The sequence below is a fragment of the Reyranella sp. genome (assembly GCF_036558665.1).
Taxonomy (GTDB): Bacteria; Pseudomonadota; Alphaproteobacteria; order Reyranellales; family Reyranellaceae; genus Reyranella.
Genome location: NZ_DATBFE010000129.1, coordinates 1 through 12,064 on the forward strand (window position 1 = coordinate 1; position 12,064 = coordinate 12,064).

9 protein-coding genes are annotated in these 12,064 nt (G+C 65.4%); 5 read left to right on the forward strand and 4 right to left on the reverse strand.

Annotated features, from left to right (window positions below):
* On the forward strand, positions 1-2,222 hold a 2,222-nt coding region (locus tag VH499_RS18695; RefSeq protein ID WP_332054261.1), incomplete at its 5' end, for a vitamin B12 dependent-methionine synthase activation domain-containing protein.
* A gap of 48 nt (positions 2,223-2,270) precedes the next feature.
* A complete protein-coding gene (locus VH499_RS18700; protein ID WP_332054262.1) occupies positions 2,271-3,020 on the forward strand; it encodes a sulfite exporter TauE/SafE family protein in 750 nt (249 codons plus the stop codon).
* Positions 3,021-3,170: 150 nt separating this feature from the next.
* On the opposite strand, the gene VH499_RS18705 is transcribed toward VH499_RS18700, so the two are convergent.
* From VH499_RS18705 to VH499_RS18715, 3 genes are all read right to left on the reverse strand, one after another.
* Entirely contained in the window at positions 3,171-4,313 is a 1,143-nt protein-coding gene (locus tag VH499_RS18705) for an acyl-CoA dehydrogenase family protein (RefSeq protein ID WP_332054263.1), read from the reverse strand.
* 147 nt (positions 4,314-4,460) lie between these two features.
* Complete coding sequence (locus VH499_RS18710) at positions 4,461-5,657, reverse strand: acyl-CoA dehydrogenase family protein (protein ID WP_332054264.1); 1,197 nt, start codon at positions 5,655-5,657, stop codon at positions 4,461-4,463.
* A 118-nt stretch (positions 5,658-5,775) separates the two neighbouring features.
* The gene (locus VH499_RS18715; protein ID WP_332054265.1) at positions 5,776-6,972 is read right to left on the reverse strand and encodes an acyl-CoA dehydrogenase family protein; all 1,197 of its coding nucleotides are present in this window, start codon (positions 6,970-6,972) and stop codon (positions 5,776-5,778) included.
* A 151-nt stretch (positions 6,973-7,123) separates the two neighbouring features.
* Between VH499_RS18715 and VH499_RS18720 the strand changes: the two genes are divergently transcribed.
* Positions 7,124-8,359: an arabinose transporter gene (locus tag VH499_RS18720; RefSeq protein WP_332054266.1), complete on the forward strand. Its 1,236-nt coding sequence runs from the start codon at positions 7,124-7,126 to the stop codon at positions 8,357-8,359.
* Here the strand turns inward: VH499_RS18720 and VH499_RS18725 are convergent.
* On the reverse strand, positions 8,328-9,530 hold the full coding sequence (locus VH499_RS18725) for a CoA transferase (protein ID WP_332054267.1): 1,203 nt from the start codon (positions 9,528-9,530) through the stop codon (positions 8,328-8,330). The genes VH499_RS18720 and VH499_RS18725 overlap by 32 nt on opposite strands.
* A gap of 196 nt (positions 9,531-9,726) precedes the next feature.
* On the opposite strand from VH499_RS18725, the gene VH499_RS18730 reads away from it, so the two are divergent.
* Both VH499_RS18730 and VH499_RS18735 read left to right on the forward strand, forming a co-directional pair.
* Positions 9,727-10,851, forward strand: coding sequence for a CaiB/BaiF CoA-transferase family protein (locus tag VH499_RS18730; protein WP_332054268.1), 1,125 nt, complete (start codon positions 9,727-9,729; stop codon positions 10,849-10,851).
* The gene (locus VH499_RS18735; protein WP_332054269.1) at positions 10,848-12,050 is read left to right on the forward strand and encodes an MFS transporter; all 1,203 of its coding nucleotides are present in this window, start codon (positions 10,848-10,850) and stop codon (positions 12,048-12,050) included. Before VH499_RS18730 ends, VH499_RS18735 begins: the two co-directional genes overlap by 4 nt.
* The last annotated feature ends 14 nt before the right edge of the window (positions 12,051-12,064 follow it).

Below are 12,064 nucleotides of genomic sequence, written 5' to 3' on the forward strand. Positions count from 1 at the left end.
TGGCCTTCGACGAGCAGGGGCAGGCCGACAGCGTGGAGCGCAAGGTGGCGATCTGCGAGCGCGCCTATCACCTGCTGACTGAAGAGGCCGGGTTCGCGGCTGAGGACATCATCTTCGATCCGAACATCTTCGCGGTCGCCACCGGCATGGAGGAGCATAACGGCTACGGCCTCGCTTTCATCGAAGCCGCGCGCCAAATCCGGGCCGACCTGCCGCACGTACACATCTCGGGCGGCGTCTCGAATCTGTCGTTCTCGTTCCGCGGCAATGAGCGAGTGCGTCAGGCGATGCATTCGGTGTTCCTGTTCCATGCCATCAAGGCCGGCATGGACATGGGCATCGTCAATGCGGGCCAACTCGAAGTCTACGACGAGATCCCACCCGAGCTGCGCGACGCCTGCGAGGACGTGATCCTGAACCGGCAGCCGGACGCGACCGAGCGGCTGCTGGAGCTGGCGCCGAAATACAAGGGCACCGGTGAAGCGGCCGACACCCAGGACGCGGAATGGCGGAGCTGGCCGGTCGAGAAGCGGCTGGAGCATGCGCTGGTGAAGGGGATCGACCAATACGTCGTTGCCGACACCGAAGAGGCGCGCCAGCAGATCGCGAGGCCGATCGAGGTGATCGAAGGTCCATTGATGGCCGGCATGAACGTGGTCGGTGACCTGTTCGGTGCCGGCAAGATGTTCTTGCCGCAGGTGGTGAAGAGCGCGCGCGTGATGAAGAAGGCGGTGGCCTATCTCCTGCCCTTCATCGAGGCGGAGAAGACGGAAGGTGCACGCTCCAAAGGCAAGATCGTGATGGCGACGGTCAAGGGCGACGTCCACGACATCGGCAAGAACATCGTCGGAGTGGTGCTCCAGTGTAATAACTTCGAAGTCATCGACCTCGGCGTCATGGTGCCGTTCCAGGAGATTCTGAAGGCCGCCAACGACAACAAGGCCGACATGATCGGGCTCAGCGGCCTCATCACGCCCTCGCTCGACGAGATGGTGACGGTGGCCGAGGAGATGACGCGGCAGAAGTTCAAGATGCCGCTGCTGATCGGCGGCGCGACGACGTCCAAGGTGCACACCGCGCTCAGGATCGCGCCACGTTATCACGGCACGACCGTGCACGTGCTCGACGCCTCGCGTGCTGTCGGCGTCTGCACGGCGCTCGTCTCGGAATCGGGCGCGCAGGCGGCCGAGTTCGCCGCCAGGATCGCCGCCGAGTACGAGGCAATCCGCGTCGAGCGTGCCGGCGGCGGCAAGGAGAAGCTTGTGGCGCTCGCCGAGGCGCGCGCCAACGCCTTCAAGATCGACTGGACCAAATACGAACCGCCGAGGCCCGCCGTGAAAGGCACGCGGGTGTTCGCCGAATATCCGCTGCACGAGCTCGTGGAACGCATCGACTGGACGCCGTTCTTCCGTTCCTGGGAACTGGCGGGAACCTACCCCGACATCCTCGAGGACGAGGTGGTCGGCGAAAGCGCCAGAAAGCTCTATGCCGACGCGCGCAAGATGCTGGAGCGCATCGTCCGCGAAAAGTGGCTAACGGCGAAGGGCGTGGTCGCCTTCTGGCCGTGCCGGCGCGACGGCGACGACGTCGTGCTGTTCGAGGATGGAAGCCATGTTAAGGAAATCTCGCGCCTCCATTTCCTGCGCCAGCAGATCGCCAAGCGCGCGCCGCGCGCCAACATGTGCCTGGCCGATTTCATCTCGCCCAAGGCCGACTGGATCGGCGGCTTTGCCGTCACGTCCGGGCATGGCATCGAGGCCCATCTCGCCCGCTTCAAGGCCGACAGCGACGACTACTCGGAGATCCTGCTGAAGGCACTGGCCGACCGGCTTGCCGAGGCTTTTGCCGAACGGCTGCACGAGCGCGTACGCAAGACACTGTGGGGCTACGCGCCCGACGAGGCACTCAGCAACGACGAGCTGGTCCGCGAGAAATACCGCGGCATCCGCCCCGCGCCCGGCTATCCCGCCTGCCCCGACCACAGCCAGAAGCCCGAGCTGTTCCGGCTCCTGAATGCCGGTCAGAATGCCGGCATGGCCCTGACCGAAGGCTTCGCGATGCTCCCGACCGCCGCCGTGTCGGGCTACTACTTCGCCCATCCCGAGGCACAGTATTTCGGTGTCGCCCGCATTGGCCGCGATCAGGTGGAGGACTACGCCAGGCGTCGCGGCATCCCGCTCGAGCAGGCGGAGAAGTATCTGCGCGCGAATGTGGGATACTGATTCGTCGGGCCACGTCGCTTGCAGCGGCCCTCATGATGCGCCACCGCGGTGGCCCATCCTTCTGGGCGGGTCGTGCTGACCTACGCTCTCGTGCTCATCGTCGGCATCATTGCCGGCCTCGTGAGCGGCGTCGTCGGCACCGGTGCCACGGTCATCCTTCTGCCGGTGCTGGTCTTCGCCTTTGGCCCGCTCGAGGCCGTGCCCACCATGGCCATCATCGCGCTGATGTCGAACTTCGCCAAGATCACGTCGTGGTGGAAGGATATCGACTGGCGGGCGACGGCAGCCTATGCGCTAGGGGGCATTCCCGGCGCGGCGCTCGGCGCACATACGCTCCTCAACCTGCCGCCCTCGGTCATCGACCTCGCGCTCGGCGCCTTCTTCCTCGTGATGATCCCGGGCCGACGATGGCTTGCTGCCCGCAACTACCGGATCGGCGCGGCGGCGCTCGTGCCGGCAGGTCTCGCAATCGGCTTCCTGACCGGCATCGTCGTCTCCACCGGGCCGCTCAGCGTGCCGCTCTTCAGCGCCTACGGTCTCATGAAAGGCGCGTTCATCGCCACCGAGGCGGCGGGCTCGCTCGCCCTGTACATCTCCAAGGCCGCGACCTTCCGCACGCTGGGCGCGCTGCCGACCGACATCATCCTGAAGGGCCTGATCACGGGCTCGGCGGTGATGGCCGGCACCTACGCCGCGCGGCTGCTTCTCGAACGGCTGCACATCGCCACGTTCCAGCGCCTGCTCGACGGCGTGATGCTGGTCTCGGGCGCGACGCTGATCTGGGAGGCCGTACGCTAGCCCGGCTGCGCACCCGGCAGCAGGAGCGCGGCCGAAAGGGTGACGGTGCTGGCGGCCGGATGGCGGTCGCCCTTCGAGAGGCCGCGTTTCGCGCCGCCCTTTAGGGTGAGATTTTTCGCAATAACCTCCAACCCTGCTGGCGCGATGGACTCAGGCCGCAATCGCGAGGTTGCTGTAGCGCGTCAGATGATGTTGCTGGTTGCCGAACATCAGGTCGATCATCGTCAGCCGCTTGAAATAGTGGCTGACCGCGAGCTCGTCGGTAACGCCCATGCCGCCATGCATCTGCACCGCGCTCTGGCCGCAGAACTTGCCCGACTTGCCGATCTGGACCTTGGCGCCCGACGCGGCCTTGCGGCGCACGACCGGATCCTTGTCGTCGATCTTGAGCGTCGCCATCAGCGTCATCGACCGCGCTTCCTGAGCGTTGGTGAAGCAGTCGACCATGCGGTGCTGCAGCACCTGGAATTTGCCGATTGGCACACCGAACTGCTTGCGTGTCTTGATGTACTCGAGCGTGGCAGCGTTGATCGCATCCATGCAGCCGGTGGCCTCGGCACAAAGCGCCACGATCGCGCGGTCCACCGCCTCCTCGACCACGGGGAACGCGCCGTCGACCTTGCCGAGCACCGCGTCGGCGCTGACCGAGACCTTGTCGAAGGTGAGCTCCGAGGCGCGCAGCGCGTCCTGGGTCGGATAGTCGCGACGGGTGATGCCCCTGGCCCTGCCGTCGACAAGGAAGAGCGTCAACCCCTTCTCCTCACGCGCCGAGCCCGCGGTACGGGCGAGCACGACGATGTCGTCGGCAGAGGCGGCGTTGTAGACCACGCCCTTGTGGCCCGAGAGCGACCAGCCGTTGCCTTCGCGGGTCGCCTTGAGCGAGACGTCGGCGAGGTTGTAGCGGCTCTGCCGCTCAAGCCAGGCGAACGCGAACTGCTTCTTGCCCTCGATCATGGGTGCAAGCAGCGCTTCCTTCTGGGCCGCGCTGCCGGCTGCCGCGATCATGCCGCCGCCCAGCACCACTGTCGGCAGGAACGGCTCGAGCACCAAGCCTTTGCCGAACTGCTCCATGACGATCATGGTCTCGATCGGCCCGCCGCCATAGCCGCCGTCCTCTTCCTTGAAGGGCATGCCGAGCCAGCCGAGCTCGGCCATCTGTGTCCAGTTCTCGGGCAGCCAGCCGCGCTCCGTGGCGGCGATCTTGCGGCGGTTCTCGAAGGCGTACTTGTCGCGAACGAAGCGCTCGGCGGCATCCTGGAGCTGTTTTTGCTCGTCGGAAAGGGACAGATCCATCTCACTCCTCCGCATTCTCTCTAGCGCGTTATGCCTTCATATTCCTCTCCCTGGCGAGGGGGAGAGGTTGGGAGAGGGGGTTGTGCACGTTGCTTGACCCCTCTCCTAGCCCCTCCCCGAAGGGGAAAGGAACATGAAAAGATCAGATCACAACCCCAACACCATCTTGGACACGATGTTCTTCTGAATTTCGTTGCTGCCGCCGTAGATGCTGGTCTTGCGCATGTTGAAATAGCGCGGCGCGGCGGGCGGTGCATGGTCCGGGCCGATCGGCGTCTCGTTGGTGTTCTGGAACAGCATGCCGGGCTGATAGGGCTGGGCATATTCGCCGACTGCCTCCATCGCGAGCTCGGCGATGCGCTGCTGGATCTCCGAGCCGCGGATCTTGAGTGTCGAGACCTCGGGTCCCGGTGCGCCGCCCAACGCCATGGTCGAAAGCGCGCGCAGCTCGCTCATTTCGAGCGCCTGCACCTGCAGATCGATGTCGGCGATCCTGGCCGCGAAGGCCGGATCCTCGGCAAGGGTGCGGCCGTCCTGCGGCTCGGCGCGCGCGATGTCACGCAAGGACCGCACACCGCGCTTGGAGGCGGGTACCTCGGCGATGCCCAGCCGCTCGTTGGCCAGCAGGAACTTGGCGCAGGTCCAGCCCTCGCCCTCCTTGCCGATGCGGTTAGCGACCGGGATCTTCACGTTGTCAAAGAACACGTCGTTCACGTGGTGGGCGCCGTCCATCATGATGATGGGCCGCACCGTCACGCCCGGTGTCTTCATGTCGATCAGCAGGAAGGAGATACCCTCCTGCGGCTTGGCATCGGGATCGGTGCGCACAAGGCAGAAGATCCAGTCGGCCCAATGGGCGAAAGACGTCCAGGTCTTCTGGCCGTTGACGATGTAGTAGTCGCCCTCCCGTACGGCGCGCGTGCGCAGGTTGGCGAGATCGGAGCCGGCACCGGGCTCCGAATAACCCTGGCACCATTGTACTTCCGAGCTTCGGATTCCGGGCAGAAAGCGTTCCCTCTGTTCGTCGCTGCCGAAGGTGTAGATCACCGGTCCGACCATCTTGACGCCGAACGGGATGATGCGCGGTGCCCCCTCCTCGGCCAGGACGTTCTCGAACAGGAAGCGGCGCGTCACGTCCCAGCCCGGCCCGCCATGCTTCTTGGGCCAGGTGTAGGGAAGCCAGCCCTGCCGACCGAGGGCCTGTTGCCATTCGACGTGATCTCCGCGGTCGTAATGCTTGCCGCAGAAGGTCTTGGCCTTGGTCGCGGGCGAGAGGGTCTTGTGCACGAAGTCGCGCACTTCATCGGCGAAGGCCTTGTGTTCGGGTTTCAGTGCCAGGTCCATGGAATGTCGACCACCAATGAAGACTAGGGGAAAGACGTCATCCCGAGCATCGCGAGAGATCTTGGATCAGCGACGCGAAGGATCCCTCGCTTCGCTCGGGATGGCACACGTGCAGTAGTCACAACCCAAGCACCATCTTGCTGATGATGCCTTTCTGGATCTCGTTGCTGCCGCCGTAGATCGTGGTCTTGCGGCTGTTGAAGTAGCGCGGCGCGGCCAGATGCCCGTACTCCGGCCCGACCGGCGCCTCGTTGGTGCCGTGCCAGAGCAGGCCCGGCAGGTAGGGCGCCGCATATTCGCCGACCGCCTCCATCGTGAGCTCGGTGATTCGCTGCTGGATCTCCGAACCTCTGATCTTGAGGCCGGAGACTTCCGGCCCGGGCTGCCCGCCCTGCGCCATCTGGGACAAGACGCGCAGCTCGGTGAATTCCAGCGCCGTCACCTGGATCTCGAGGTCGGCGATCTTCTCGGCGAAGCCCCGGTCCGCAATCAGGGGTTTGCCGTTCTCCTGTTCGGCGCGGGCAATGTCCTTCAGCGCCTCGACGCCGCGCTTGGATTGCGGCACGGCGGCGATGCCCAGCCGCTCGTTGGCGAGCAGGAACTTGGCGCAGGTCCAGCCCTCGTTCTCCTTGCCCACGAGATTGGCGACGGGAACCTTCACATTGTCGAAGAAGACTTCGTTCACCTCGTGCCCGCCGTCCATCATGATGATGGGCTTCACGGTGATGCCCGGCGTGTTCATGTCGATCAGCAGGAAGGAGATGCCCTCCTGCGGCTTGGCCTTGGGATCGGTCCGCACGAGGCAGAAGATCCAGTCGGCCCAGTGACCCATCGTGTTCCAGGTCTTCGAGCCGTTGACGATGTAGTGGTCGCCCTGCTTCTCCGCCTTGGTGCGCAGGCTGGCGAGATCGGAGCCCGAACCCGGCTCGGAATAACCCTGGCACCACCACACCGTGCTTTCGCGGATCGCCGGCAGGTACTTCGCTTTCTGCTCGTCGTTGCCGAAGGTATAGATCACCGGCCCGACCATCTTGGTGCCGAACGGGATGATGCCCGGCGCATATTCCTCGGCGCACACATTCTCGAAGATGTAGCGCTCGGCCGGCGTGAAGCCCGGGCCGCCGTGCTTCTTCGGCCAGGTGTAGACCAGCCAGCCCTTCTTCCCGAGCGCCTGCTGCCAGCGCATGTGGTCGTCGCGGTCGAGGTGCTTGCCGTTCTTCACCTTGTCACGGAGGTCAGGCGGCAGATTGGCCTTCACGAAGGCGCGCACTTCGTCGGCGAATTTCTGCTCTTCCGCGGTGAAAGCGAGATCCATGTGCCCCTCCCGGGCGCGGCATGATGTGAGCCGGAGTTTAGCGGCCGACCCGCTTCGGACAAGCGCCGGGATACCGGCTGGCGGCTCGTACCGCCGCGACGCGGAATGTCTTTCCGTAGAAAATCCGGACGGAAAGGCGTCGAAGCGCCCTGTGACACGGTCGAGTATGATCGATCCCAACTTTGCCGGATCCGAGCTCGGGATGATCGACATATCGGCTTCAGGACGCTCCCTCCCCCTCCTCCCTGTCACCGTCGTCGTCTTCATCGCCTTCCTCACCATGGGCCTGGCGCTGCCCGTCCTGCCGCTCCACGTCCACCATACGCTGGGCATGGGCGAGGCGGTGGTGGGTGTCGTTGCCGGAGCGCAGTTCGCGGCGGCTTTGCTGTCGCGCATTCAGGCCGGCATCCTGGCGGACACCCGGGGTGCCAAGAGATCGACTCAAGTGGGCTTGCTGGCCGCCGCGCTGTCCGGCCTCGTCTACTACGCTTCGCTCCTGTTGCTTCAGGCTCCCGTCGCTTCGGTCGTCGTGTTGATCGTCGGACGGCTGCTGATCGGCTGTGCCGAGAGCTTCATCGTCACCGGCACCCTGACCTGGGGTGTCGCGCTGGTCGGACCGCAAAACGCCGGCAAGGTGATCGCCTGGGTGGGCATTGCCATGTATGCGGCCTACGCGGTCGGCGCCCCGGTCGGAGTCTACATCTACGCGCGCCACGGTTTCTGGGGCATCGCGGGCGCCACGGTGCTGGTACCGCTGATCGCCCTCGCCTGCATGCTGCCTCTGGCGCCGGTCGCGCCGCCCGCGGCGCGTCGTCCGCCCTTCTACAAGGTGATCGGCGCGGTCTGGCTGCCCGGCTTGGGGCTCGCCTTCTGCAGTGTCGGCTTCGGCGCCATCACGGCGTTCATCGCTCTGCTCTACTCGAACAAGGGATGGGGCGGCACTTCCCTCGTCTTCACGATCTTCGGCGTCGCCTTCATCGGCGCCCGCATCTTCTTCAGCCATTTGCCCGACAAGATCGGAGGCGCCAAGGTGGCGCTCGTCTGCGTGTTGATCGAGGCGATCGGCCAGTTCCTCATCTGGCAGGCGCCGGTGCCGACCGTCGCCTATCTCGGCGCGGCGCTCACGGGATTCGGCTATTCGCTCGCCTTCCCGGGTTTCGGGGTCGAGGCGGTTCGCGTGGCGCCGCCGCAAAGCCGTGGCATGGCGATGGGCGCCTATGTCGCTTTCCTCGACATCTCGCTCGGTGTCGCCGGTCCCCTGCTCGGTATCGTCGGCCACCACTACACGATTGCCGCGATCTATCTCGTGAGCGGCGTGGTCGTCTTCAGCGCCTCCCTGGTCGCGGCCGCCCTTCTCAGGGCACGATCAGCACCTTCTCTGCCTTGAGCTTGTCGATCTCGGCGTCGCCCAGGCCTGCCTCGCGCAGAACCTCGACGCCGTCGCCGCCGAGTCGCGGAGCGTGGCGGCGGTACTCGACCTTGGTCTTCTCGAAATCGAGCGGGCTTGCGAAGGTCTTGATCGGGCCTTCGCTCGGATGCTCACGCTCGGTGAAGAAGCCGATCGCCTTGAGGTGCGGATCCTCCAGGAGCTGCTCCATCGAGTTCACCGGCATGGCGGGGATGTCGGCCTTGTCGAAAGCCTCCAGCCATTCCGCCGTGGAACGATGCTCGAGAAGCGAGGCAAGGACTTGGTAGAGCTCGCTGAAGTGCTTGGCCCGCTCGCCGCGGTCGATGAATCGCTGCTCCCTGGCGAGATCGGGCCGGCCGGCGAGCTCGAAGAAGGTGATCCAGTGCTGGTCGGTGTAGGGCAGCGCGCAGATATAGCCGTCCCTGGTCGGGAACGGATGGCGATACTTGTTGATGATGCGGTCGTAGCCCATGTCGCCGCGCTCGGGCGTCCAGGTGGCACCGAACAGATGCTCGGTGAGCCAGAACGCGGCGAGCGTCTCCAGCATCGGCACCTCGATCATCTGGCCCTCGCCGGTGCACTTGCGATGATAGAGCGCGCCCAGCACGGCGATGCAGAGATGCAGGCCGGTGGTCTTGTCGGCCACCAGGCTCGGCATGAACTTGGGCGGTAGGCCGTCGACCCGGCTCTGCAGCGACGCCGCGCCGCTCACGCCCTGCACCAGATCGTCGAAGGCAGGCTTGTGGCCGTAGGGGCCGCGGCGCGCGTAACCCAGCGAATAGGCGTAGACGATCGAAGGATTGACCTTCTTCAGGTCCTCGTAGCCCAGCCCCAGCCGCTCGATCGCGGACGGACGGCTGTTGTGGATGAAGAGGTCGGCCGTCCGGACCATGCCCTTCAGGATCTCGACGGCCGCCGGCTTCTTGAGATCGAGACAGATCGAGCGCTTGTTGCGGTTGGCCGCCATGTAGATCGGCCCCATGTTCTTGTCGCGGCTCATCGAGGCGCCCGATGCACGCAACAGGTCGCCTTCCGGCGGCTCGACCTTGATCACATCGGCGCCCATGTCGGCAAGATGCTGGGTGGCGAAGGGCCCCAACAACACTGCCGTCAAATCGATCACTCTCACGCCCGCAAGCGGTCCCGGCATCTCGTTTCCTCTAGGCGACTCTCGGTCGTTGACGGGATCGTAACCCATCCGATCTTGCACGCCATCAGGATGCGACAACCGGGTTCGCGGAACACGACGGCGACGTCGCGCTCGGCGGAATTCGATCGTGCTGCCTCGATTCTCTGGCATAGGCACTGCCGTTCGGGCATGGTGACCCGACACGGAGTGAGTATCGATGCCCGGAGCGTTGGACGGCCTGCTGGTGGTGAGTGTCGAGCAGGCGGTGGCCGCCCCCTATTGCTCGGCGCGCCTGGCGGACGGCGGCGCGCGCGTGATCAAGATCGAGCGGCCCGAGGGCGATTTTGCACGCGGCTATGACGGGTATGTGCACGGGCTTGCCAGTTATTTCGTCTGGCTGAATCGCGGCAAGCAGTCGGTCGTGCTCGACTTCAAGAAGGAGCACGATCTGGCGTTGCTCCATCGGCTGATTGCCAAAGCGGATGTGCTGATCCAGAACCTCGCGCCCGGTGCGGCCGAGCGCGCGGGCTTTGGCGCGACGGAAATGCGCGCCAGGGACAGGCGCCTCATCACTGTCGACATCTCGGGCTACGGCGACCACGGGCCCTACAAGGATCGTCGCGCCTACGATCTTCTGGTGCAGGCCGAAAGCGGCATGGCCTCGATCACCGGCACCGAGCATGCGCCGGGACGGATCGGCGTTTCCGCGACCGACATCGGCACCGGCATGTACGCGCATGCCGCCATCCTCGAGGCACTGCTGGCGCGCGCGAAGACGGGTGACGGCCGCACAATCTCGGTGTCGCTCTTTTCGTCCATGGCGGAGTGGATGAGCGTGCCGCTGCTCGCCAGGGACTACGCTGCCTATGACTGGCCGCGGCTCGGCCTCACCCATCCCACCATCGCTCCCTATGGCGTCTATTCGACCGCCGACAAGGTGCCGGTGCTGATCTCGATTCAGAACGATCGCGAGTTCACGCGGCTCTGCGAAGGCGTCCTCGACCGGCCGGGCCTCGATCGCGATCCCCACTTCGCCACCAACAAGGCGCGCAATGCACGGCGCGACGAGACCAATTCCATCGTGCAGCAGAGCTTCGGCGCCCAGCGCTTTGCCGATCTCGCCGCGCGCCTCGACGCCGCCCAGATCGCCTGGGCGCGTGTGAGTTCGGTGGCCGATCTCTCGCAGCATCCGCAGCTCAGGCGCATCCGCTTTGACACGCCGAACGGCGAGGTCTCGCTGCCGGCGCTCGCCGCCTCCTATCCCGGCGAGCCCAGACGATTGGGCGATTTGCCGGCGCTCGGCCAGCATACCGAACAGGTGCGGCGCGAGTTCGCCGCTTGACCGGCCGCTGGTCGACCGCGGTCCGGCTTTCGGGCTTCGGTGCCGGTTACTTCTTCGCCGCCGGCGCCTTCATGAGTTACTGGCCGGTATGGCTGCGCGATCGTGGCATAGCGGACGCTGAGATCGGCACCCTGTTCATGGCGCGCCAGTTCGTGAGCGTCGGCGCCACCCTCGCCATCGGCTTCCTTGCCCATCGCATCGGCAACATGCGCGGCATGCTGCTGGCGCTGAGCGTCGCCGCGGTCGTGATGATGGGAGCCTATCAGCTCTCCCATACCTTTCTCGCCCTGCTGCTGGTCGGATTGATCTGGGGCGCCGTCTGGTCGCCCACCATGGCGCTCTATGACGGCATACTGGTGAACGAGACACGGGCGCGTGGCCTGATCTACGGCCAGCTCCGCGTATGGGGCTCGGTAGCCTTCATTCTCGGAACGGTGCTCTGCGGCGTCGCCGTGCAGCATTTCGGACCGCCCTGGGTCCTCTATGTCGGGCTCGCCGGCATCCTGCTGCTCGCGCCCTTCGCCTTCGTCCTGCCGACCGCCGAAAGCCATCCGATCGGCGCGGCGCGGCACGCCCCGTTCGGCATTTTCGATCTCTTCCGCTCGCGTCCTTTCCTGCTGTTCATGATCGCGGCTGGCTTCTGCCAATCGAGCCATGCGGTCCTCTACAGCTTCGGCACGCTCACGTGGCGCGCTGCCGGCATCGACGACGTGACGATCAGCCTGCTGTGGGGCGAGAGCGTCGCCGTCGAGATCCTGATGATGATGGCAAGCGGCCGGCTGCTGCAGAAGATCGGCGTGACGGGCATGATCGGCTTCGGTCTCGCCTGCGGCCTTGTGCGCTGGACCGGTCTCGCCTTCACCACCGATCTGCTCGCGCTCGTGTTCCTGCAGGCGCTGCACGCGGGCACCTTCGCCGCCTGCCACCTCGGCGCCATGGCCTTCATCCAGCGCGCGCTCCCCTCATCAGGCGTGGCGCTGGGACAAAGCCTCTACTACGCGCTCGGCACCGGCGCGACGCAGGCCGTTATCTACCAGTTCGCAGGGCTTCTCTATGCCCGCTTCGGCCAGCACGCCTTCCTCGGCATGACCGCCATCAGCGCCGTCGGCCTGGCCTCTCTCCTGATGCTGTCGAAGACATGGAAGGGCGAGATGCTGGTTACTGCTGATCCGGACCGCGGGCTTCCACCTCGCTCATGAGAGCCGAAGGCTCG